Origin of the sequence: Cellulomonas endophytica (assembly GCF_004123805.1) — a bacterium.
Lineage (GTDB): Bacteria > Actinomycetota > Actinomycetes > Actinomycetales > Cellulomonadaceae > Cellulomonas > Cellulomonas endophytica.
Window position 1 is genome coordinate 15859 of the sequence record NZ_RWJX01000008.1, and the last position, 20390, is coordinate 36248.

Annotated in this window: 24 protein-coding genes; 9 read left to right on the plus strand and 15 right to left on the minus strand. The window is 76.4% G+C overall.

Features of this window, described 5'->3' with window-relative positions; all coding sequences use genetic code 11:
- Positions 1 to 82: 82 nt before the first annotated feature.
- The 5 genes from EJA20_RS03955 to EJA20_RS03975 all read right to left on the minus strand — a co-directional run bounded on the left by EJA20_RS03955 (position 83) and on the right by EJA20_RS03975 (position 5200).
- Complete coding sequence (locus EJA20_RS03955; protein WP_205687350.1) at positions 83 to 754, minus strand: peptide deformylase; 672 nt, start codon at positions 752 to 754, stop codon at positions 83 to 85.
- Positions 751 to 2097 (minus strand): phosphoglucosamine mutase, encoded by a 1347-nt coding sequence (gene glmM, locus EJA20_RS03960; RefSeq protein WP_129336879.1) that lies wholly within the window; start codon positions 2095 to 2097, stop codon positions 751 to 753. The genes EJA20_RS03955 and glmM overlap by 4 nt, the downstream gene beginning before the upstream one ends.
- Before the next feature lie 161 nt (positions 2098 to 2258).
- Positions 2259 to 2738: a 30S ribosomal protein S9 gene (gene rpsI, locus EJA20_RS03965; RefSeq protein WP_129336880.1), complete on the minus strand. Its 480-nt coding sequence runs from the start codon at positions 2736 to 2738 to the stop codon at positions 2259 to 2261.
- Positions 2739 to 2779: 41 nt separating this feature from the next.
- Positions 2780 to 3229, minus strand: a complete 450-nt coding sequence (rplM, locus tag EJA20_RS03970; RefSeq protein ID WP_129336881.1) for a 50S ribosomal protein L13 — start codon at positions 3227 to 3229, stop codon at positions 2780 to 2782.
- Positions 3230 to 3508: 279 nt separating this feature from the next.
- Positions 3509 to 5200 carry an ABC-F family ATP-binding cassette domain-containing protein gene (locus tag EJA20_RS03975; protein WP_129336882.1) on the minus strand — a complete coding sequence of 564 codons (1692 nt, stop codon included), beginning with the start codon at positions 5198 to 5200 and terminating at the stop codon, positions 3509 to 3511.
- A 145-nt stretch (positions 5201 to 5345) separates the two neighbouring features.
- Between EJA20_RS03975 and EJA20_RS03980 the strand changes: the two genes are divergently transcribed.
- The gene (locus EJA20_RS03980) at positions 5346 to 5936 is read left to right on the plus strand and encodes a DUF5709 domain-containing protein (RefSeq protein ID WP_338068796.1); all 591 of its coding nucleotides are present in this window, start codon (positions 5346 to 5348) and stop codon (positions 5934 to 5936) included.
- A gap of 39 nt (positions 5937 to 5975) precedes the next feature.
- Here the strand turns inward: EJA20_RS03980 and truA are convergent, their stop codons facing one another.
- The gene (gene truA / locus EJA20_RS03985) at positions 5976 to 6941 is read right to left on the minus strand and encodes a tRNA pseudouridine(38-40) synthase TruA (RefSeq protein ID WP_240675012.1); all 966 of its coding nucleotides are present in this window, start codon (positions 6939 to 6941) and stop codon (positions 5976 to 5978) included.
- Between the two features lie 131 nt (positions 6942 to 7072).
- Between truA and EJA20_RS19830 the strand changes: the two genes are divergently transcribed.
- From EJA20_RS19830 to EJA20_RS04015, 8 genes are all read left to right on the plus strand, one after another.
- A complete protein-coding gene (locus EJA20_RS19830; protein ID WP_338068797.1) occupies positions 7073 to 7186 on the plus strand; it encodes a putative leader peptide in 114 nt (37 codons plus the stop codon).
- Between the two features lie 87 nt (positions 7187 to 7273).
- Positions 7274 to 8962, plus strand: coding sequence for a nitrite/sulfite reductase (locus EJA20_RS03990; RefSeq protein ID WP_129336884.1), 1689 nt, complete (start codon positions 7274 to 7276; stop codon positions 8960 to 8962).
- Positions 8959 to 9105 carry a hypothetical protein gene (locus tag EJA20_RS18570; RefSeq protein ID WP_164983819.1) on the plus strand — a complete coding sequence of 49 codons (147 nt, stop codon included), beginning with the start codon at positions 8959 to 8961 and terminating at the stop codon, positions 9103 to 9105. The genes EJA20_RS03990 and EJA20_RS18570 overlap by 4 nt, the downstream gene beginning before the upstream one ends.
- Positions 9102 to 9950, plus strand: coding sequence for a phosphoadenylyl-sulfate reductase (locus EJA20_RS03995; RefSeq protein WP_129336885.1), 849 nt, complete (start codon positions 9102 to 9104; stop codon positions 9948 to 9950). Before EJA20_RS18570 ends, EJA20_RS03995 begins: the two co-directional genes overlap by 4 nt.
- Positions 9947 to 10921 (plus strand): sulfate adenylyltransferase subunit CysD, encoded by a 975-nt coding sequence (gene cysD, locus EJA20_RS04000; RefSeq protein ID WP_129336886.1) that lies wholly within the window; start codon positions 9947 to 9949, stop codon positions 10919 to 10921. Before EJA20_RS03995 ends, cysD begins: the two co-directional genes overlap by 4 nt.
- Positions 10921 to 12291, plus strand: a complete 1371-nt coding sequence (locus EJA20_RS04005) for a sulfate adenylyltransferase subunit 1 (RefSeq protein WP_129336887.1) — start codon at positions 10921 to 10923, stop codon at positions 12289 to 12291. Before cysD ends, EJA20_RS04005 begins: the two co-directional genes overlap by 1 nt.
- A 77-nt stretch (positions 12292 to 12368) precedes the next feature.
- Positions 12369 to 13352: a hypothetical protein gene (locus EJA20_RS04010; RefSeq protein ID WP_129336888.1), complete on the plus strand. Its 984-nt coding sequence runs from the start codon at positions 12369 to 12371 to the stop codon at positions 13350 to 13352.
- 51 nt (positions 13353 to 13403) lie between these two features.
- Positions 13404 to 14174, plus strand: a complete 771-nt coding sequence (locus EJA20_RS04015; protein ID WP_129336889.1) for an ROK family protein — start codon at positions 13404 to 13406, stop codon at positions 14172 to 14174.
- A gap of 21 nt (positions 14175 to 14195) precedes the next feature.
- On the opposite strand, the gene EJA20_RS04020 is transcribed toward EJA20_RS04015, so the two are convergent.
- The 9 genes from EJA20_RS04020 to map form a co-directional block, all read right to left on the minus strand.
- The gene (locus EJA20_RS04020) at positions 14196 to 14990 is read right to left on the minus strand and encodes an alpha/beta fold hydrolase (RefSeq protein ID WP_129336890.1); all 795 of its coding nucleotides are present in this window, start codon (positions 14988 to 14990) and stop codon (positions 14196 to 14198) included.
- Between the two features lie 14 nt (positions 14991 to 15004).
- Positions 15005 to 15661, minus strand: coding sequence for a helix-turn-helix domain-containing protein (locus tag EJA20_RS19355; RefSeq protein WP_129336891.1), 657 nt, complete (start codon positions 15659 to 15661; stop codon positions 15005 to 15007).
- 191 nt (positions 15662 to 15852) lie between these two features.
- Positions 15853 to 16476 carry a 50S ribosomal protein L17 gene (gene rplQ / locus EJA20_RS04030; protein ID WP_205687351.1) on the minus strand — a complete coding sequence of 208 codons (624 nt, stop codon included), beginning with the start codon at positions 16474 to 16476 and terminating at the stop codon, positions 15853 to 15855.
- 89 nt (positions 16477 to 16565) lie between these two features.
- Entirely contained in the window at positions 16566 to 17579 is a 1014-nt protein-coding gene (locus EJA20_RS04035) for a DNA-directed RNA polymerase subunit alpha (RefSeq protein ID WP_129336892.1), read from the minus strand.
- Positions 17580 to 17767: 188 nt separating this feature from the next.
- Positions 17768 to 18169, minus strand: coding sequence for a 30S ribosomal protein S11 (rpsK, locus tag EJA20_RS04040; RefSeq protein WP_123370304.1), 402 nt, complete (start codon positions 18167 to 18169; stop codon positions 17768 to 17770).
- A gap of 95 nt (positions 18170 to 18264) precedes the next feature.
- Positions 18265 to 18642 carry a 30S ribosomal protein S13 gene (gene rpsM, locus EJA20_RS04045; protein WP_129336893.1) on the minus strand — a complete coding sequence of 126 codons (378 nt, stop codon included), beginning with the start codon at positions 18640 to 18642 and terminating at the stop codon, positions 18265 to 18267.
- A 196-nt stretch (positions 18643 to 18838) separates the two neighbouring features.
- Positions 18839 to 18952: a 50S ribosomal protein L36 gene (gene rpmJ / locus EJA20_RS04050; RefSeq protein ID WP_013117849.1), complete on the minus strand. Its 114-nt coding sequence runs from the start codon at positions 18950 to 18952 to the stop codon at positions 18839 to 18841.
- Between the two features lie 62 nt (positions 18953 to 19014).
- A complete protein-coding gene (gene infA, locus EJA20_RS04055; RefSeq protein WP_012867920.1) occupies positions 19015 to 19236 on the minus strand; it encodes a translation initiation factor IF-1 in 222 nt (73 codons plus the stop codon).
- A gap of 251 nt (positions 19237 to 19487) precedes the next feature.
- Entirely contained in the window at positions 19488 to 20342 is an 855-nt protein-coding gene (map, locus tag EJA20_RS04060) for a type I methionyl aminopeptidase (RefSeq protein WP_205687352.1), read from the minus strand.
- Positions 20343 to 20390: the final 48 nt, after the last annotated feature.

A 20390-nucleotide genomic window follows, 5' to 3' on the forward strand; every position in this document is an offset into this window, starting at 1 on the left:
CGGCCGCGGGCGTACCCCTGCAGGGGGACGCGGGACGGCCCCGAGGGCCGGTCCGTCCGGGCTCTCGGCCCCGACGTCCCGCTCAGGCCTCGACGTCGAGTCCGGCCAGCGGGAAGCCGAGCAGACGCGCCGCCTCCGTCGGCCGCGGCGGCGTGCCCCAGCGGGCACCCGTGGCATCCGTCGCCGACAGCGACCGCAGCTCCGCGCGGTCGAGGTACAGCGTGCCGCGCAGGTGGTCCGTCTCGTGCTGGACGATGCGGGCGGGCCAGCCGACGACCTCCTCGTCGAGCGCCCGGCCGGTCTCGTCCTGCCCGGTGAGGCGGATGCGCCGGGGACGCGCGACCACGGCCTGGTACCCGACGACGCTGAGGCAGCCCTCGTAGAAGCCGACGCGCGTCTCGTCGAGCGGCACGTAGTGCGGGTTGACCAGGGTGCGCGGCGGCAGCACGGGGCGCTCCCGCACCACCGCCACCTCCGGGTCGGGCGAGCCGGGGTCGGCCAGCACGGCGATGGCCACGGGCAGGCCGACCTGCGGCCCGGCCAGGCCCACGCCCGGCGCGGCGTGCATCGTCGCGCGCATCACGTCGAGGAGGCGGGCGAGCTCGTCGTCGTGCAGCCACCCGTCGTAGGGGTCGGCCACAGCGCGCAGGACGGGGCTGCCGGCCTGGACCACCGGCACCACGTCGTGCTCGTCGGCCCGGTCGAGCAGCCGCAGGACGAGGTCCCGCAGCAGGCCGGCGCGGCCGTCGCTCACAGCGCGAGCCGCTCGCGCACCACGTCCGCGAGCGCGCGGGCGACGTCGTCCGCCTCGTCCTGGGTGGCGGCCTCGACCATGACGCGCACGAGGGGCTCCGTGCCGGACGGCCGCAGCAGCACCCGGCCCGTGGCGCCCAGGCGGTCCTCGGCCGCCCGGACGGCGTCGAGCAGGGCGCCGTCCGCGGTGCGCGCCCGGTCGACGCCGGACACGTTGACCAGCGTCTGCGGCAGGCGCCGCACCACGCCCGCGAGCACGTCCAGGGGCGTCCCCGTCGCGGCGACCCGGGCCGCCAGCTGCAGCGCCGTGAGGACCCCGTCCCCCGTGGTGGCGTGCTCGGCCATGATGATGTGCCCGGACTGCTCGCCGCCGAGCGCGTAGCCGCCCTCGCGCATCGCCTCCAGCACGTACCGGTCGCCCACCGCCGTCTCCACCGTCCGCACGCCGTGCTCGGCCATCGCCAGGCGCAGCCCGAGGTTGCTCATCACGGTGGTGACGAGCACGTCGTCGACGAGGGAGCCCCGCTCCCGCATCGCCAGCGCCAGGACGCCCATGATCTGGTCGCCGTCGACGAGGCGCCCGTCCCGGTCGACGGCCAGGCAGCGGTCGGCGTCCCCGTCGAAGGCGACGCCGAGGTCGGCCCCGGACGCCACGACCGCGGCCTGGAGCTGCTCCGGGTGCGTGGAGCCGCACTTCTCGTTGATGTTGCGGCCGTCGGGCGAGGCGTTGATGACGACGACGTCGGCGCCGGCGGCGCGCAGCGCCTCCGGCCCGACGACGCTCGCCGCCCCGTTGGCGCAGTCCACCGCCAGGCGCAGGCCCGTGAGGTCCGTCCCGACCGTCCCGACGAGGTGCTCGACGTACCGCTCGCCCCCGCGCCCGCCGTCGGTGCGGATGCGCCCGACGCCGGCGCCCGTGGGCCGCTGCCAGGCCTCGCCCATGCGCGCCTCGATGGCCGCCTCGAGCTCGTCGTCGAGCTTGCGGCCGCCCCGGGCGAGGAACTTGATGCCGTTGTCCGGCATGGGGTTGTGCGAGGCGGACAGGACCACGCCGAGGTCCACGCCCAGCGCGGCGGTGAGGTGCGCCACGGCGGGCGTGGGCAGCACGCCCACGTCGTCGACGTCCACCCCGGCCGAGGCCAGCCCCGCGCACACGGCGGCGGAGAGGAACTCCCCGGACGCGCGGGAGTCCCGTCCGACCACGGCGCGGGGCCGGTGCCCCGCGAACGCGCCCGTGGACCCCAGGACGTGCGCCGCGGCGACGGACAGGTCGAGCGCGAGCTCCGCCGTCACGTCCCGGTTGGCCAGCCCCCGGACCCCGTCGGTCCCGAACAGTCGCGTCATCGCCCCGTACCCCCTCGTCCGTCCTCTGGCGGCCCAGCATCCCCCGGGCCCGTGCGCCCGACCCCGGCGCACGGGGCGGACACGCCGGTGGCCCCGCAGGTCGTCGCCGACCGGCGGGGCCACCGTGGTGCGCTGCGCGGCGCCCTCGCGGGCGCCGACGATCAGCGCTTGGAGTACTGCGGCGCCTTGCGGGCCTTCTTCAGGCCCGCCTTCTTGCGCTCGACGACCCGCGCGTCACGGGTCAGGAAGCCCGCCTTCTTGAGCGCGGGGCGGTTGTTCTCGGCGTCGATCGCGTTGAGCGCACGGGCGATGCCGAGGCGCACGGCGCCGGCCTGCCCGCTCACGCCGCCGCCGGCCACGCGGGCGACGATGTCGAAGCGGCCCTCGACGTCGACGACCTTGAGCGGCGAGCCCGCGATCTGCTGGTGCACCTTGTTCGGGAAGTAGTCCTCGAGGGTGCGGCCGTTGATCGTCCACTGGCCGGTGCCGGGGACGAGGCGCACGCGCGCCACCGCCTCCTTGCGGCGGCCGAGCGCCTGGCCCGGGGCCGTGATGCTCTGGCCACGGCCCGTGGGGGCCACGGTCTCGGAGGTGTAGCTGGTGGGCGTGTCCTCGCCCTCGAGGTCGATGTCGACCGTCACTGGTGGTCCTCGCGTCCTGTCGTCGTGGCTCGCAGGTGGGCTCAGGCCCCCTGCGTCACCTGGGTGATCTCGAAGGGCTGGGGCTGCTGGGCCTGGTGCGGGTGCACGGGACCGGCGTAGACCTTGAGCTTGCCGAGCTGCGCACGGCCGAGGGAGCTCTTGGGGAGCATGCCGCGGACGGCCTTCTCGATGGCGCGCTCGGGGTGCTTCTCGAGCAGGTCGGAGTAGGCGACGGCCCGCAGGCCACCCGGGTAGCCCGAGTGGCGGTAGGCGAGCTTGGTGTCGCGCTTGTTGCCGGTCAGGGCCACCTTCTCCGCGTTGACGACGATGACGAAGTCGCCGCCGTCGACGTGGGGGGCGAAGGTCGCCTTGTGCTTCCCGCGCAGCAGCGTGGCCACGTGGGTGGCCAGCCGGCCGAGGACGACATCGGTCGCGTCGATGACGTGCCAGGTCCGCTCGACCTCGCCGGGCTTCGGGGTGTACGTGCGCACGGTCGTGAGCCTTCGTCTCTGTGGTGCCAATGGGTTCCCGGCGCGAACGGTCCCGGACGTGGTCCGGGGCGGCTCTCGCCGGTCGGGGCTGTCGGTGGCATCCCGACGGCCCGGCGAGTGGGAGCACCGGACCTGCCGTGGCGCACCCGTGCTGAGAAGGCAGGGCGCGCGACAGGGGACGTACGACGACACGCCAGAGTACCGGCACGGCGCACCAGGGGTCAAAGCGGGGTGCGTCACCGCACCCGGTCGGCCGTCCCCGCGGGCGACCCCCTCCCCTCAGCGCGCCCGCGCCACCCGCTCCACGTCCCAGACGGGCTCCGGGGTCTCGGCGACGCGCCCGTCCGCCCCGAACACGAGGAACCGGTCGAAGCCGCGGGTGAACCACCGGTCGTGCGTGACGGCGACGACCGTGCCCTCGAAGGCGGCCAGCCCCACCTCGAGCGCCTCCGCGGAGTGCAGGTCGAGGTTGTCCGTCGGCTCGTCGAGGAGCAGGAGGGTCGCGCCGGCCAGCTCGAGCAGCAGGATGCCGAAGCGCGCCTGCTGCCCGCCCGAGAGCGTCTCCCACCGCTGCTGCGCCTGGCCGACGAGCTCGTAGCGGTCCAGCGCGCGGCTCGCCGCGTCCTGCGGCAGGCCCGGCCGCCCGCCCGGGTGGCCGTCGCCCCGGTGCAGCACCTCCAGGAGCGTGCGCCCGACGAGCTCGGGGTGCGCGTGGTTCTGCGCGAACCAGCCCGGGCGCACGCGGGACCCCAGCCGGGCGCGCCCCGTGTGCGCGACGGGCGCGACGACGGGCCCCTCCGCCGGCCGGTGCTCGGGCTCCGGGTCCGTGCCGCCCGCGGCCAGCAGGCGCAGGAAGTGCGACTTGCCGGAGCCGTTCGAGCCGAGCACCGCCACGCGCTCGCCGAACCACACCTCGAGGTCGAAGGGCTGCATGAGCCCCGTGAGCCCGAGCCGCTCCGCCACGACCGCCCGCTTCGCCGTCCGGCCGCCCCGCAGCCGCACGTGCACGTCCTGGGCGTGACCGAGCACCGCGGGCGGCCCCGCCTCCTCGAACTTGCGCAGCCGCGTCTGGGCGGCGGAGTAGCGGGAGGCCAGCCCGTCGTTGAAGGCCGCCTTCGTGCGCAGGGTGAGCACGAGCTCACGGAGCTGGGCGTGCTCCTCCTCCCACCGGCGCAGGAGCTCCTCCTGCCGCGCCCGCCGCTCCCCCTTCGCGACCGCCCACGACGCGAAGCCGCCGCCGTGCACCCACACCCGCGAGCCCACCGGCGTCGGCTCGAGCTCGGCCACGTGCGTCGCGACGCGGTCGAGCATCTCGCGGTCGTGGCTGACGAAGAGGACGGTGCGGCCGGAGGCGACGAGGCGCTCCTCGAGCCAGCGCTTCGTCGGCACGTCGAGCGCGTTGTCGGGCTCGTCGAGCAGGAGCACCTCGTCGGGGCCCCGCAGCAGCGCCTCCAGGACGAGCCGCTTCTGCTCGCCGCCGGACAGGGAGCGGACCTCCCGGTGCTGGGCGCGCTCGAAGTCGATCGAGAGCACCGCGTCGGTCACGCGGTCCCACTGCGCCTCGGCCTCGTAGCCGCCCACGTCCGCCCAGTCGACGAGCGCCTGCGCGTACCGCAGCTGCGTCGGCTCGTCGTCCGTCTCCATCATCGCCAGCTCCGCCGCGGACAGCTCGGCGGCGGCGGCCGCGACGGCCGGCGCCGCCAGGGAGGCGAGCAGGTCGCGCACGGAGCGGTCGTCGGCGATGCGGCCGACGTCCTGGCGCATGACGCCGAGCCCGCCCGACCGCGCGACCGCGCCGGTGTGCCCGGTCTCGTCGCCGGTGACGATGCGCAGGAGGGTCGACTTGCCGGCGCCGTTGGGGCCGACGAGGGCCGTGCGCGACCCCTCCCCGACGCGGAAGGTCACCGCGTCCAGCAGCGGCCGGCCGTCGGGCAGCGTGAAGCCCACGCCGTTGATGTCGAGGTGCCCCATGGGAGCAGAGTCTGACGGGCGCGGGCGGCAGCCCCAAGGCCTTTGCCCCGCCCGTGCCCCGGCCCGTGCCCCGGCCCGTGTCCCGGCCCGTGTCCCGGCCCGTGCCCCGCTGGCGACCCGCGCGGGCCGGTGCCAGGGTCGGGGCATGAGCGAGGACACCCCTGCCACCTCCACCGACGCCGCCCTCGGGAGCGAGGGCGACACCGACCAGCTGCCCGCGGAGGACACCCTCGTCGGCCGCGGTGTCGACGACCTCCTCGACGAGGGCTACACCCCTCCGGAGCGCCCCCGGCCCGCCACCGCGCACTACGGCGAGACGGCCTGGGAGGAGGCGCACCGCGAGACGATCGACCAGCGCATCGTCCAGGAGGAGCCCGAGGTCTGGGAGTCCGACGAGCCGCCGGCCCCCGACCGCGAGCCCCTGCGCGCCGGCCGCCTGCAGGCGGACGACGGCGCCGTGGACGCCGGCGGCACCGACATGTTCGCCGTCGACCAGGGCGTCGACGGCGGCGCGGCGAGCGCCGAGGAGGCCGCCGTGCACGTCGTCGACGACACGGGGGACGACGCCGTGGACGAGAACCTGGCCGAGCTCGACGAGCTGGACGCCGAGCTCGAGGCCGCCGGGCAGGAGCCCGACGAGCAGCTCGAGCTCGACGACCCGGAGCGGCCCGCGGGCCTCACCGAGGGTCTGCCGACGGTCGACGGCTCGACGACGGAGCCCGGCCCCCGCGCCTGACGCGCTCCCGGGCCCGGTGCCGCCCCCGCGGGCACGGGCCTAGCAGCAGACCGCCGCCCCCGGCGCCCCCGCGGCGCCGGGGGCGGCGCCGTGCCCGGCCTCGTCGGCGGCCCGGCGCGCCCGGGTGCGCCCGGCCCGGGCGGCCAGGTCCTCGTCCGCGGGGTAGGTGACCTCCTCGAGCACGAGGCCGTGGGGCGGCGCCACCGCCGGGCCGCCCGCGCGGCTCCGCGAGGCGAGCAGCTGCGCCGGCCAGCCCACCGGCCGGCGCCCCTCCCCGACGGCCAGGCTCGCGCCGACGAGCGCGCGCACCATGGAGTGGCAGAAGGCGTCCGCCTCGACCCGCGCGACGACGAGCCCGGCGTCCGCGCCCGTCGCCGGGCGCTCCCAGGCGAAGCGCTCCAGGGTGCGGATCGTCGTCGCCCCGGCGCGCGGGCGGCAGAAGGCGGCGAAGTCGTGCAGGCCCAGCAGGGTCCCGGCGGCGGCGTCCATCGCCGCCACGTCCAGGGGGCGCGGGTGCCACAGGACCGCCGCGCGCCCGAGCGGGTCGCGGCGGGCGGGGTCGTCGCCGACCCGGTAGGCGTAGCGCCGGCGCAGGGCCGCGAAGCGCGCGTCGAACCCGGCGGGAGCGGGCGCGACCGACCGCACGACGAGGTCCGCGGGGAGCACCCCGTCCAGCCGCGAGCGCAGCGCCTCCGCCGGGGGCCGGCCGCTGCGGCCCACGGCGCCGGCGAGCGCGGCCGGCGTGACGTCGACGTGCGCGACCTGCCCGCGCGCGTGCACGCCCGCGTCGGTCCGGCCCGCGACGACGACCCGCGGCGCCGGCTCGGCGCGGGCGGCCGTGCGCAGGACCGTGGCCAGCCCGTCCTCGAGCACGCCCTGGACCGTGCGGTGCCCGGGCTGGCGCGCCCATCCGGCGAACGCCGTGCCGTCGTACGACAGGTCCAGGCGCAGCCGGACGGATCGGGCGTCGTCGGTGGCGGCGGCGGGGGACGTCGGATCGGTCACCCGGTGACGGTAGCCGGGGGGCGGCACCGGGAGGACGGGGCGCCGGCCGTCCCGCATGGCGGGCAGGGCGTCTCGTCCGGTGGACGGACACGGGATGACAGAGGACCCGGCACGCGTGCGAGACTGCCGCCATGTCGACCGACCGTGCCGTGCGCCTCGTCGCGCGCCGTCACGTCGACCTCCTGCGCACGGCCTCCGCGGCCTGCGGCACGCCCGCCTGTTGTCGGACGGCCCGCGCCCTCTGACCGCACCCGCACGTCCCCGGGTGCCGGCCGCCAGCACCCGCGACGTGACGGCGGCCGGCCCCTCCCCTCACCACGGAGGTCTCCGCCATGTCGGCCGACACCGGCTCGCCCGTCCGGGCGACCCCGCGCCCGACGCGCACGCAGGACCAGGGCCAGTGGGCCCTCGGCAGCCGTGAGCCCCTCAACCCCAACGAGGTGTTCAAGCGCGAGGACGACGGCCTCAACGTGCGCGCGCGCATCGAGGAGGTCTACGCCAAGCAGGGCTTCGCCTCGATCGCCCCGGCCGACCTGCGCGGCCGGATGCGCTGGTGGGGGCTGTACACCCAGCGCAAGCCCGGGATCGACGGCGGTCGCACCGCCGTCCTGGAGCCGCACGAGCTCGACGACGAGTACTTCATGCTCCGGGTCCGCCTCGACGGCGGCCGCCTCTCGCTCGCGCAGCTGCGCGCGGTCGCCGACGTCTCCGAGCGGTACGCCCGCGGCACGGCCGACATCACCGACCGCCAGAACATCCAGCTGCACTGGGTCCGCATCGAGGACGTCCCCGCCATCTGGGAGCGGCTCGAGGCCGTCGGCCTGTCGACCACGGAGGCCTGCGGCGACACGCCGCGCGTCGTCCTCGGCTCCCCCGTCGCCGGGGTCGCGGCGGACGAGATCCTCGACGGCACGCCCGCGATCGACGCGATCACGGAGCGCTACATCGGCGACCCGGCCTTCTCGAACCTGCCCCGCAAGTTCAAGACCGCCGTCTCCGGCAACCCGCACCTGGACGTCGTGCACGAGATCAACGACGTCTCCTTCGTCGGCGTCGTCCACCCCGAGCACGGCCCGGGCTTCGACGTCTGGGTCGGCGGTGGCCTGTCGACCTCGGCGCACCTCGCGCAGCGCCTGGGCGCCTGGGTCCCGATCGAGGAGGTCCCCGACGTGTGGGCGGGGGTCATCGGCATCTTCCGCGACTACGGCTACCGCCGGCTGCGCAACCGTGCGCGCCTGAAGTACCTCGTCGCGGACTGGGGCGCGGAGCGCTTCCGGGACGTGCTCGAGACGGAGTACCTGCACCGGCCGCTGCTCGACGGGCCGGCGCCCGTCGCGGCGCCGGGCCGCCGGGACCACCTCGGCGTCCACCGGCAGAAGGACGGGCGGTTCTACGTCGGCGTCAGCCCGACGGTCGGCCGCGTCTCGGGGGGCCTGCTCGCCCGCGTCGCCGACCTCGTCGAGGCCGCCGGCTCCGACCGCGTCCGCCTCACCGTGGAGCAGAAGCTGCTCGTGCTCGACGTGCCGGAGGACCGGGCCGACGCCCTCGTGGCGGGCCTCGACGCGCTGGGGCTGCCCGCGCACCCCTCCGAGTTCCGGCGCGGCACCATCGCCTGCACCGGCATCGAGTACTGCAAGCTCGCGATCGTCGAGACGAAGGCACGCTCGGCGGCGGCGGTCGCCTCGCTCGAGGCCGCCCTGCCGACGTTCGCGCACCCGCTGACCCTCAACGTCAACGGCTGCCCCAACTCCTGCGCCCGCATCCAGACCGCCGACATCGGGCTCAAGGGCCAGATCGTCACGGACGACGAGGGCCGCCAGGTCGAGGGCTTCCAGGTGCACCTGGGCGGCACGCTGGACGGCGCCTCGGCCTTCGGGCGCAAGCTGCGCGGCCACAAGGTCGTCGCCGACGAGCTGCCGCAGTACGTGGAGCGGCTCGCCCGGGGCTTCGCGGAGGGCCGGCAGGGCGACGAGACGTTCGCCCGGTGGGCGCAGCGGGCCGACGAGGAGGCCCTGCGGTGAGCGAGGAGCGGGCGGTGCCCTACCACTGCCCCTTCTGCGGCGGCGAGGACCTGCGCCCGGCGGGGCCCGAGCACGGCACCTGGGAGTGCCGCTCGTGCCTGCGCGTGTTCGGGGTGCGGCTGATCGGACAGGTGGCGCCATGACGGCGGGGACGACGGGCACGAGCACGAGCACGGGCACGAGCACGACGACGCGCACGGCGACGGCGGACGGGCTCGCGGGCACGCACGCGGTGCCCGCGGGTGCGACCGCGCTCCCGGCGCCGGACAGGGCGCTGCGCGCGCTGGCCGCCCGGGCGCAGGCGCGCTTCGCGGCGGCCGAGGCGGCGGCGCCGGACACCTACGAGGCGCGCGTGGCCCTCGCGGGCGATGCGCTGCGGTGGGCCCACGAGACGTTCGGCGACGACCTCGTCGTGGCGTCCTCCATGGGCGACGAGGTGCTCGTGCACCTGGCGTCGCAGGTGGCGGCCGGCGTCGAGGTGCTCTTCCTCGACACGGGCTACCACTTCGCGGAGACCATCGGCACGCGCGACGCGGTCGAGGCGACGCTGCCCGTGCGCGTCCGCACGGTGCTGCCGCTGCTGTCCGTCGCCGAGCAGGACGAGCGGTACGGCGCCCGGCTGCACGACCGCGACCCCGACGCCTGCTGCGCGATGCGCAAGGTGGAGCCCCTGCAGCGCGGCCTGGCGCCCTACCGCGCCTGGGTGACGGGCATGCGGCGCGAGGACGCGCCGACCCGCACGGACATCCCCCTCGTCGGGTGGGACGCCCGGCGGTCCAAGGTCAAGCTCAACCCGGTCGCGGCGTGGACGTCCGCGGACGTGGACCGCTTCGCGGCGGAGAACGGGGTCCTCATGAACCTGCTCCGGGAGGTCGGCTACGCCTCCATCGGGTGCGAGCCGTGCACGCGGCCCGTCGCGCCCGGCGAGGACGCCCGCTCGGGCCGCTGGTCCGGCACGGGCAAGGTCGAGTGCGGGCTGCACACGTGAGCGCCCCCACCGCCCAGGACGCCCCGACGCCGGACGCCGCGACGTCGGGTCCGGCCCGCCGCGAGGACCTCGAGGGCGTCGCCCTCGGCCAGCTCGACGACCTCGAGTCCGAGTCCGTCCACATCTTCCGCGAGGTCGTCGGCGAGCTCGAGCGCCCCGTGCTGCTCTTCAGCGGCGGCAAGGACTCGATCGTCATGCTGCACCTGGCGGTGAAGGCGTTCTGGCCCGCGCCCGTGCCGTTCCCGCTGCTGCACGTCGACACGGGGCACAACTTCCCCGAGGTCCTCGCGCACCGCGACGCCACGGTCGAGCGGCTGGGCCTGCGGCTCCTCGTCGCGAGCGTCCAGGACGCGATCGACGCCGGGACGGTCCGCGAGCGCCCCGACGGCACGCGCAACCCGCTGCAGACCGTCCCGCTCCTCGAGGCGATCGAGGCCGGGCGGTTCGACGCCGTCTTCGGCGGCGGGCGGCGCGACGAGGAGAAGGCCCGCGCCAAGGAGCGCGTGTTCTCCCTGCGCGACGAGTTCGGCCAGTGGGACCCCCGCCGCCAGCGTCCCGAGCTCTGGGGCCTGTACAACGGCCGGCACCGGCCCGGCGAGCACGTGCGCGTCTTCCCCCTGTCCAACTGGACCGAGATGGACGTCTGGCTCTACATCGAGCGCGAGGGCATCGACCTGCCGGCGATCTACTACGCGCACGAGCGCGAGGTGTTCCTCCGCGACGGCATGTGGCTGACGCCGGGCGGCTGGGGCGGGCCGCGGCCCGGCGAGGGCCTGCAGACGCGCCAGGTGCGGTACCGGACGGTCGGCGACATGTCCTGCACCGGAGCGGTGGAGTCCGGCGCCGCGACCGTCGCCGACGTCATCGCCGAGGTCGCCGCCAGCCGGCTGACCGAGCGCGGCGCGACCCGCGCCGACGACCGCCTCTCGGAGGCGGCCATGGAGGACCGCAAGCGCGAGGGGTACTTCTGATGCCGACGACCACCGCCGTCCCGCACCCGCGGACGGGGCCGCACGGCGCGCCGCGCTCGGCCCAGGCCGCGGTGGCGCGCGGGCGCGACCTCCTGCGCCTGGCGACCGCCGGCTCCGTCGACGACGGCAAGTCGACCCTCGTCGGGCGGCTGCTGCACGACACGAGGTCCGTGCTGGCCGACCAGCTCGCCGCCGTCGAGCGCGTGAGCGCCGAGCGCGGGCTGGCCGCGACCGACCTCGCGCTGCTCACGGACGGCCTGCGCGCCGAGCGCGAGCAGGGCATCACCATCGACGTGGCCTACCGCTACTTCGCCACGGACCGCCGCGCCTTCGTGCTCGCCGACACCCCCGGGCACGTGCAGTACACGCGGAACATGGTCACGGGCGCCTCGACCGCCGAGCTCGCCGTGGTGCTGCTCGACGCGCGCAAGGGCGTCCTCGAGCAGACCCGCCGGCACCTGTCCGTCGCCGCCCTGCTGCGCGTGCCGCACGTCGTGCTCGCCGTGAACAAGATGGACCTCGTCGGGGACGACGAGGGCGTGTTCCGCGCGCACGCGGCGCAGGTCGACGCCCTCGCCGCCGAGCTCGGGCTCCCCGACGTCACCGCGATCCCGCTGTCCGCCCTGCGCGGGGACAACGTCGTGGAGCGGTCCGCCGCGATGCCCTGGTACGCCGGGCCGACGCTGCTCGAGCACCTCGAGGCCGTGCCCGTCGAGCGGGACCCGCGCCTCGAGCCGTTCCGCTTCCCCGTGCAGCACGTCGTCCGCCCGCAGACCCCCGAGTTCCCGGACTACCGGGGCTACGCGGGCCGGGTCGAGTCCGGCGGCGTCGCCGTGGGCGACACCGTCGTGGTCCAGCCGGCGGGGCGCACGACGACCGTCGTCGGCATCGACACCTACGACGGGCCGCTGCAGCGTGCCTTCGCCCCGCGGTCGGTGACCCTGCGGCTGGCCGACGAGATCGACGTCAGCCGCGGCGACCTCCTCGCCGCGGCCGACGCCCCCGCCACCGTCACGCAGGACCTCGTCGGGACGGTCTGCTGGGTCGGCGACACGCCGGCCGCGCCGCGCCGGCGGGTGCTCGTGCGCACGGGCACCCGCACCGTCCGCGGCGTGCTCCGGTCGCTCGACGAGCGGCTCGACGTGACGACGCTCGTGCGCGAGCCCTCCCCCGCCACCCTCGAGCTCAACGCCATCGGCCGGGTCACCCTGCGCCTGGCCGAGCCCGTGGCCGTCGACCCCTACGCCCAGCTGCGGCACGGCGGGGCCTTCCTGCTCGTCGACGAGGCCGACGGCATGACGCTGGCCGCGGGCATGGTGGGCGACCCGCTCGCCGTGCGGGGCGGTGCGGCGGCCGGCGGCCGGGCCTGACGCGGGGGGACGGCCGGCCGGGTGAACCTGCCCCCGTCCTCTCGTCGGGCGGTGCCGGCCCTCCTACCGTGTCCGGTGTGCGCCGATCCGTCCGTCCCGTCCCGCCCGTGCTGCGCCGCGGCACGGGCCCGGCCGACCCGGACCTGCCGGTGCTCGACGGCGCCGACGCGGACTGGCTGCGCGCGCGCCTGGTCGCCGAGCTCGGGCGCGCGGGGCTCCCCGGGGCCCGCGCCGACGGCGGGCACGTCACGGCCGCCGACGGCACGCGGTTCGGCCTCGCCGCCCTCGCCACGGCCCTCGTGGCCGCCCCGCGCCTGTCCTGGGGCGCCCGGGTCCGGCGGCACGCGGCCTCCCTCGCGCGCCTGGCCGCCACGGCGCTGCCGGCGACGCCCGACGCGCTGCCCGGGGGCCCGGACGGCCGCGAGGGCCTCGTGGCCCGGGTCGTCGGGGACGACGGCGGGACGCCCGACGCCGACCGCTACGGCCCGGCGCTCGCGCCCGGGCTGCGCGCCGTGGTGTGCCTCGACACCGGCACGGAGGTGCTCGGCCCCCTGGACCTGGCCCCGCTGGGCGGCTGGGCGGCGGTCGGCCCCCGCGCCCTCGCGGCCCTGCGCGCGCTGCCGCTGCCGGTCGTCCGCACCCTGCGCACCGAGGACGGCGACGCCGTGCACGTGCTCGTGAGCGAGGACGTGTTCGGGGCGGGACGGCTGCTCCTGCTCGACGAGGTGCTCGCCGCGACCCTGCGGTGGGAGCGGCCCGCGCACGGCCTCCTCGTCGCCGTGCCGAACCGCCACGTCGTCGTCGTCCACGCCCTCGAGGAGGCCGCCGCGGTGCCCGCCGCGATGCGCCTCATGCTCGCGTTCTCCGCCGCCGCCGCGGCCACGGCGGCGCCCGTGAGCCCGGCCGTGTACCACCGCACCCCCGACGGCGCCCTCGAGCGCCTCACGCACGGGCCCCTCGTCGACGGGCTGCCGGAGGGCTCACGCCTGCCGGCCGTGCTGGCCGCGCTGCCCCACCGTCGCCCGCGGGACGCCGCACCCGGGGGGCGCGAGGCGGCCTGAGGCGCCGGCCGCGGGCACCGGCGCCCACGTCGCCCCCGCTACCGTGCTCCGGTGCCCACGCCCGACACCTCCCACCCGTTCACGCTGGCCGTCGACTGCGGCGGCGGCGGGATCAAGGCCTCCGTGCTCGACGCGGCCGGCACGCTCCACGCGACGCCCGTGCGCGTCCCCACGCCGTACCCGCTCCCGCCCGAGCGCCTCGTCGAGACGATCGCCGGGATCGCCGGGGGCCTGCCCCGCGCCGACCGCGTCACCGTCGGCATGCCGGGGATGATCCGGCACGGGGTGGTCGTCGCCACGCCGCACTACGTCACCCGCTCCGGGCCGCGCACCGCGGTCGACCCCGACCTCGTGACGCGGTGGGCGGGCCACGACGTGCGTGCCGCCGTCGAGGAGCGCCTGGGCGTGCCGGCGCTCGTCCTCAACGACGCCGAGGTGCACGGCGCCGGGGTGGTGTCCGGGACGGGCACGGAGCTCGTCCTCACGCTGGGGACCGGGCTGGGGTCGGCGCTGTTCGACGGCGGCCGCCTCGCGCCGCACCTGGAGCTGTCCCACGCGCCCCTGCGGTTCGCGTCGACCTACGACTCCTACGTGGGCCAGACGGAGCGGACGCGCCTGGGCAACGGGCTGTGGAGCCGGCGCGTGCGCCGCGTCGTCGAGGGGCTGCGGCCCGTCTTCTGGTGGGACCGGCTCTACCTCGGCGGGGGCAACGCCCGTCAGATCACGCCCGTCGTCCTCGAGCGGCTCGGCGACGACGTCGTCATCGTGCCGAACCAGGCCGGCATCGTCGGGGGCGTGCGCGCGTGGAGCCTCGTCGGTTGACCCCCCGGGCGCCGGGCCACCTCAGCCCGTCCCGCCGGGCACGCCGACGGCGTCGAGCACCCGCGCGGTGCGCGCGGGGGCGTCGCCCGGCACCGGCGGCAGCCCGCCCAGCTCCTCCAGGGCCTCGAGGACCACGCGGTTCACCGCCACGGGGGCGACGAGGCTGACGAGGTGCGTGGAGCGGCGCACCACCCGCAGGCGGGCGTCCGCGGTGCTGCGGACGAACCGCCGCTCCTCCCCGCGGAAGTGGTCGAAGCGGCCGTTGACGATCCACACCGGGACCTGCAGGGCCGCCAGGTCCTCGACCGGGCGCAGGCTCCCCACCTCGGCGAGGGCGTCGCCGACGACGTCGAGCGCGAAGCCGCCCGCACCCGCGTCGTGGGCCGCCTCCGGCGGGAGCACGCGCTCCACCGCCCACCGGTTGAGCGCCTCGCCGCGGTCGGGGAGCCGGGCGATGCCGCGGGCCAGCAGGCCCCAGCCGGCGACGAGCGGCCGCAGCGGCCGCGTGCTGCACGCCGCCGCCACGACCCCGGCGACCGACCCCGGGTGCCGCGCGGCGTGGGCCAGCGCGACGTAGCCGCCGAGCGACAGCCCGACGACGAGCGCCCGCCCGCCCAGGCCGGCGACGGCGTCCTCGACCGCCTCCACCGCCGTGACGACCCGGAAGGCCTCGCCCATCCGCCGGCCGTGGCCCGGCAGGTCCGGCACCGCCACGGGGACCCCCAGGCCCTCGAGCATCTCCCGCTGGACGCGCCACATGGTCCCGGACGAGCGCAGCCCGTGGACGAGCACGACGGGCAGGGCGGCGGTGGTCACGGGCCCAGGATGGCTCAGGACCGCATGCCCCGCAGGTAGATCGTCCGTGCCCGGTCGACGACCTCCGCCGCCGTGCCGGGCGGGAAGCCCTCGACGAGCTGCTCGACGAGCAGGAAGAGCGGCAGCAGGTCGGCGGTGGTGACGTCGGCGCGCAACGAGCCGTCGGCCTGCGCCCGCTCCACCGGCAGGGCGAAGACCTCGAGCGTCGCGCGCCGCACCGCCGCGAGCCCCTCCAGCCCCTCCCGCGTCGACCGGATCACGGAGAGCATCCCCGGGATGGAGCGCTGGTCCTCGACCAGGGCCGCGACGGCCACCTCCAGGTGGTCGGCCCAGGTCGGTGCCGACCCGGGCGCGGACGCCGGCCCTGCGGCACCGGGGCCGGGGTCGGGGCTCGGGCCGGGGTCGGGGCTCGGGCCGGGGTCCGGGTCCGGGCCGGGGTCCGCGGGCCCCGCGGCCGCGACGAGCGCGGCGATGTCCGCCAGCCGCCGCTCCCAGACCGCCCGCACGAGCGCGGGCCGGTCGGGGAAGTTCCGGTAGAGCGTGCCGCGGCCGACACCCGCACGGGCGGCGACCCGGCCGAGCGGGACACCGGTGCCCCGCTCGCGGAACTCCTCCTCGGCGGCGCGGATCAGCCGCTCCCGGTTCCGGCGGGCGTCTCGACGCTGGGACATCCGTCGAACGTAGCCCGGCGCGGGCGCCCGGGGCCACCGCCGCCGCCCCGCTCCCGCCCGGACGGCCCAGCGTCACCACCCGTCCGGTGCGGGCGGGGGCGCGCCCGGCCGCGGGCTCTGGACGCACGGGGGCCCGGAGCGCACGCGGCGCTCCGGGCCCCCGGGGTGGGACGGGCGTCCCGGTGCTGAGGTCAGGCCTTGGCGGTGCCGGCCTCGTCGGCGGTGCCGGCGTCGGTCGCGTCCGCGTCGACCGCGGTGGCGCCGGTCGTCGTCGCCGCGTCCGTCGTCGTCTCGTCCGTCGCCGCGTCCGTCGTCGTCGCGTCCGTCGTCGTCGCGTCCGTCGTCGTCTCGTCGGTCACGTCGGCGGCCGGGGCCGTCTCGGCGACCGGCGCGGCGGCGGGGGCCGCCTTCGCGGCGGCACGGGTGGCCTCGCGGACGACGGCCTGCTTCGCCGAGACCGGCTCGAGCACGAGCTCGATGACCGCCATGGGGGCGTTGTCGCCCTTGCGCGGACCGATCTTGGTGATGCGCGTGTAGCCGCCCTGGCGCTCGGCGACCGCGGGCGCGATCTCGGTGAAGAGCTCGTGCACGACGGACTTGTCGCGCACGACCGTCATGACGCGACGGCGGGCGTGCAGGTCGCCGCGCTTGGCGAACGTGACGAGGCGCTCGGCGAGGGGGCGCAGGCGCTTGGCCTTCGTCTCCGTCGTCGTGATCCGGCGGTGCGCGAAGAGCTGGGTCGCGAGGTTCGCGAGGATCAGCCGCTCGTGCGCCGGGCCGCCACCGAGGCGGGGACCCTTGGTGGGCGTGGGCATGGTCTCTCCTTGAGTTCGGGTGGTCGTGCCACGGCCGGGCCCCGGGCCGCCGAGCGGTGCTCAGCGCCGGGGCCGCGGGCCGCCGGGGGTCAGTACTGCTCGTCCTCGGTGAAGTCCACCTCGGCGTCGTAGTCGTACGCGCCGGCGGCGGCCGGGTCGAAGTCGAGCGGGCTGTCCTTCAGCGAGAGACCGAGCTCGCCGAGCTTCTCCTTGACCTCGGTGATGGACTTCGCACCGAAGTTGCGGATGTCCAGCAGGTCCGCCTCGGACCGGGCCACGAGCTCGCCCACCGTGTGGATGCCCTCGCGCTTGAGGCAGTTGTACGAGCGGATCGTCAGCTGCAGGTCCTCGATCGGCAGCGCCAGGTCGGCGGCCAGGGCCGCGTCCGTCGGCGACGGGCCGATCTCGATGCCCTCGGCCTCGACGTTGAGCTCGCGCGCCAGCCCGAACAGCTCGACGAGCGTCTTGCCGGCGGAGGCGAGGGCGTCGCGCGGCGAGATCGCCGGCTTCGTCTCGACGTCGACGACGAGCTTGTCGAAGTCCGTGCGCTGCTCGACACGCGTCGCCTCGACCTTGTAGGTCACCTTGAGGACCGGCGAGTAGATCGAGTCGACCGGGATGCGGCCGATCTCGGCGTCGAAGGACTTGTTCTGGCTCGCGGAGACGTAGCCGCGGCCGCGCTCGACCGTGAGCTCGATCTCGAGCTTGCCCTTGTCGCCCAGCGTGGCGAGGTGCAGGTCGTCGTTGTGCACGACGACGCCCGCCGGCGGGACGATGTCCGCGGCGGTGACCTTGCCGGCGCCCTGCTTGCGCAGGTACATGACGACCGGCTCGTCGTTCTCCGAGGAGACGACGAGGTTCTTGATGTTGAGGATGATCTCGGTGACGTCCTCGGTGACCCCGGGGACGGTGGAGAACTCGTGCAGCACGCCGTCGATCCGGATCGACGTGACCGCCGCGCCGGGGATGGACGACAGGAGCGTCCGGCGCAGCGAGTTGCCGAGCGTGTAGCCGAAGCCCGGCTCCAGCGGCTCGATGGAGAACCGCGAGCGGTGCTCCGAGATGACCTCTTCGGTCAGGGTGGGGCGCTGTGCGATCAGCACGGTGGAGATCCTCTCAGCGGGCGTCCGCCATATGACGCCTGCAGTACCACGGTCCGTCCCGGTCTCGGTCCACCGGGTCGGTGTCGATCAGGGACGCGCCCGCGTGCGGGCCGCCCCGGGGGTGACGCGACGGGACCGCGGCGGTGCACCGGGGTGCACCGCCGCGGCTCGGGCGTCGGTGGCGTGCGTCAGACGCGGCGGCGCTTCGGCGGCCGGCAGCCGTTGTGCGCCTGGGGCGTGACGTCCTGGATCGAGCCGACCTCGAGGCCGGTGGCCTGGAGGGAGCGGATCGCGGTCTCGCGGCCGGAGCCGGGACCCTTGACGAAGACGTCGACCTTGCGCATGCCGTGCTCCTGCGCACGGCGGGCGGCGGCCTCGGCGGCGAGCTGGGCGGCGAAGGGCGTCGACTTGCGCGAGCCCTTGAAGCCGACCTGGCCGGAGGACGCGGACGCGATGACCGCGCCGGACGGGTCCGTGATCGAGATGATCGTGTTGTTGAACGTGCTCTTGATGTGCGCCTGGCCGTGGGAGACGTTCTTCTTCTCCTTGCGGCGCGGCTTGCGCACGGCGGAACGGGTCTTCGGAGGCATGGGCTTCTCTTCTTCTCGGGTCTACGGGTCGAGGGGCTGCGCGGCAGGGGGCGCGGGCGGCGGCGGCGGACCCGGGGGTCAGCGCGCCGCGGGCGTCACTTGCGCCCGGCCTTCTTCTTGCCGGCGACGGTGCGCTTCGGGCCCTTGCGGGTGCGCGCGTTCGTCTTGGTGCGCTGGCCGCGCACCGGGAGCCCGCGACGGTGACGCAGACCCTGGTAGTTGCCGATCTCCACCTTGCGGCGGATGTCGGCGGCGACCTCGCGGCGCAGGTCGCCCTCGAGCTTGTAGCCCTCGAGGTGGTCGCGCAGGGCGACCAGCTCGGCCTCGCCCAGGTCCTTGACCCGGACGTCGGGGCTGATGCCCGTGGCCGTCAGCGTCTCGGCCGCACGCGTGCGCCCGACGCCGAAGATGTAGGTGAGGGCGATCTCCAGCCGCTTCTCGCGGGGGAGGTCGACTCCGATGAGACGTGCCATGCGCCTGTGTGCTCCTGGACTGCGCGGAGGTCTCCCGCACCGCCGTCCCGCGTGCTGCGGGCCCCGGCCTCCGACCGGGGGTTCACGCGGGCGCCAGGGGCGCTCACGTGGGGCGGTGCGCTGTCCGGCCGACGGACCTGGGGTCCGGGGCCGGGTCGTGCGTGCTGCTCGGTGGTGCTGTGCTGCCTGTGCTGCGTCAGCCCTGGCGCTGCTTGTGGCGCAGGTTCTCGCAGATGACCTGCACGCGACCGTGCCGGCGGATCACCTTGCACTTGTCGCAGATCTTCTTGACGCTCGGCTTGACCTTCATGGCGATGCCCTTCGCCGCCGTGGTGCCCCCGGTCCGGGGGCGACGGCGTGTGTCGAGGTGGGTTACTTGTAGCGGTAGACGATGCGACCGCGGGACAGGTCGTACGGGCTCAGCTCGACCACGACCCGGTCCTCGGGGAGGATCCGGATGTAGTGCTGTCGCATCTTGCCCGAGATGTGGGCGAGCACCTTGTGACCGTTGGCCAGCTCCACGCGGAACATCGCGTTCGGCAGGGCCTCGACCACGCTGCCCTCGATCTCGATGACGCCGTCCTTCTTCGCCATGTCCTCCGCTAACTCTCTGACGACTCCGACCCGCACGGGTCCGCCCCGGCCGGCGCGGCTGCGCCGGCGGTGGCCGGTCCTGTGGGGGATGCCCCGCCGACCCGTCGGACCTCGCCGGGGCGAGGAGCAGAGGGGGTCGGCCGACGCGCCTGCCGCTCGGCAGGGCACACGCACCCGACGAAGTACTGTACGCCATCGCACGCGCAGGACGAAACGCCCGAGGCCGTCGCGCGCGCGGCCGCGCGGGGTGGTCAGGCCAGCGGGGCGACCGTGACGCCCAGCGCGCCGAGGCGCTCCGCCCCGCCGTCCCGGGCGGTGAGCACCCAGGCGCCGCCCTCGTGCAGCGCCACCGTGTGCTCCCAGTGCACCGCGCGGGAGCCGTCCTCCGTGACGACGGTCCACTCGTCGTCGAGGGTCCGCGTGAACCGCTCCCCCCGCACGAGCATGGGCTCGACCGCCAGGCACATCCCGGGGCGCAGCCGCATCGACCGTCCGCGCGCCCGGTAGTTGAGGACGTCCGGCGGCTGGTGCATCGCCGACCCGATGCCGTGGCCGACGTACTCCTCGACGATGCCGTAGGCGCGGCCGCCGTTGAGCCCGGCCGCCTGCGCGCGCTCGACCTCCGTCTCGACGGCCTCGCCGACGACGTCGAGACGCTCCCCCGCCGCCAGCCCGCGCGCGAGCGCGGCGATGCCGGCCCACATCGCGGCCTCGCCCGTGCGCACGAGCTCCTCGTCGCCCGCGTCGCCGGTGCCGACGACGACCGTCCGCGCGCTGTCGCCGTGCCACCCGTCGACGACCGCGCCGCAGTCCACGGAGAGCACGTCGCCGTCGGCGAGCACCCGCTCCCCCGGGATGCCGTGCACGACCTCGTCGTTCACGGAGACGCACACGGTGGCGGGATAGCCGAGGTAGCCCAGGAAGGACGGCGTGGCGCCGGCCCCGGCGATGACGCGCGCCGCGACGGCGTCGAGCCCGGCCGTCGTCACCCCGGGCGCGGCGGCCGCCACCACCGCGTCGAGCGCGTCCGCGACCACGACGCCCGCGCGGCGCATCGTGCGCATCTCGTCGGGACCCTTGTACTCCACCCGCTCGCGTCCGAACACGCGTCCGCCTCTCCCGGTCTGTCCCCGCACGACGACGGGCCGGCGGGT

Excerpts from the sequence above, each read along its gene's own strand:
- EJA20_RS04005 (WP_129336887.1), top strand. The coding sequence starts at position 10,921 with ATGCCGACGACCACCGCCGTCCCGCACCCGCGGACGGGGCCGCACGGC.
- EJA20_RS03995 (WP_129336885.1), top strand. The coding sequence starts at position 9,102 with ATGACGGCGGGGACGACGGGCACGAGCACGAGCACGGGCACGAGCACG.
- infA (WP_012867920.1), bottom strand. The coding sequence starts at position 19,236 with ATGGCGAAGAAGGACGGCGTCATCGAGATCGAGGGCAGCGTGGTCGAG.
- EJA20_RS03975 (WP_129336882.1), bottom strand. The coding sequence starts at position 5,200 with ATGGGGCACCTCGACATCAACGGCGTGGGCTTCACGCTGCCCGACGGC.
- rpsM (WP_129336893.1), bottom strand. The coding sequence starts at position 18,642 with ATGGCACGTCTCATCGGAGTCGACCTCCCCCGCGAGAAGCGGCTGGAG.
- EJA20_RS03980 (WP_338068796.1), top strand. The coding sequence starts at position 5,346 with ATGAGCGAGGACACCCCTGCCACCTCCACCGACGCCGCCCTCGGGAGC.
- rpmJ (WP_013117849.1), bottom strand. The coding sequence starts at position 18,952 with ATGAAGGTCAAGCCGAGCGTCAAGAAGATCTGCGACAAGTGCAAGGTG.
- rpsK (WP_123370304.1), bottom strand. The coding sequence starts at position 18,169 with ATGCCTCCGAAGACCCGTTCCGCCGTGCGCAAGCCGCGCCGCAAGGAG.
- EJA20_RS03990 (WP_129336884.1), top strand. The coding sequence starts at position 7,274 with ATGTCGGCCGACACCGGCTCGCCCGTCCGGGCGACCCCGCGCCCGACG.
- EJA20_RS19355 (WP_129336891.1), bottom strand. The coding sequence starts at position 15,661 with ATGTCCCAGCGTCGAGACGCCCGCCGGAACCGGGAGCGGCTGATCCGC.
- glmM (WP_129336879.1), bottom strand. The coding sequence starts at position 2,097 with ATGACGCGACTGTTCGGGACCGACGGGGTCCGGGGGCTGGCCAACCGG.
- rplQ (WP_205687351.1), bottom strand. The coding sequence starts at position 16,476 with ATGCCCACGCCCACCAAGGGTCCCCGCCTCGGTGGCGGCCCGGCGCAC.
- EJA20_RS19830 (WP_338068797.1), top strand. The coding sequence starts at position 7,073 with ATGTCGACCGACCGTGCCGTGCGCCTCGTCGCGCGCCGTCACGTCGAC.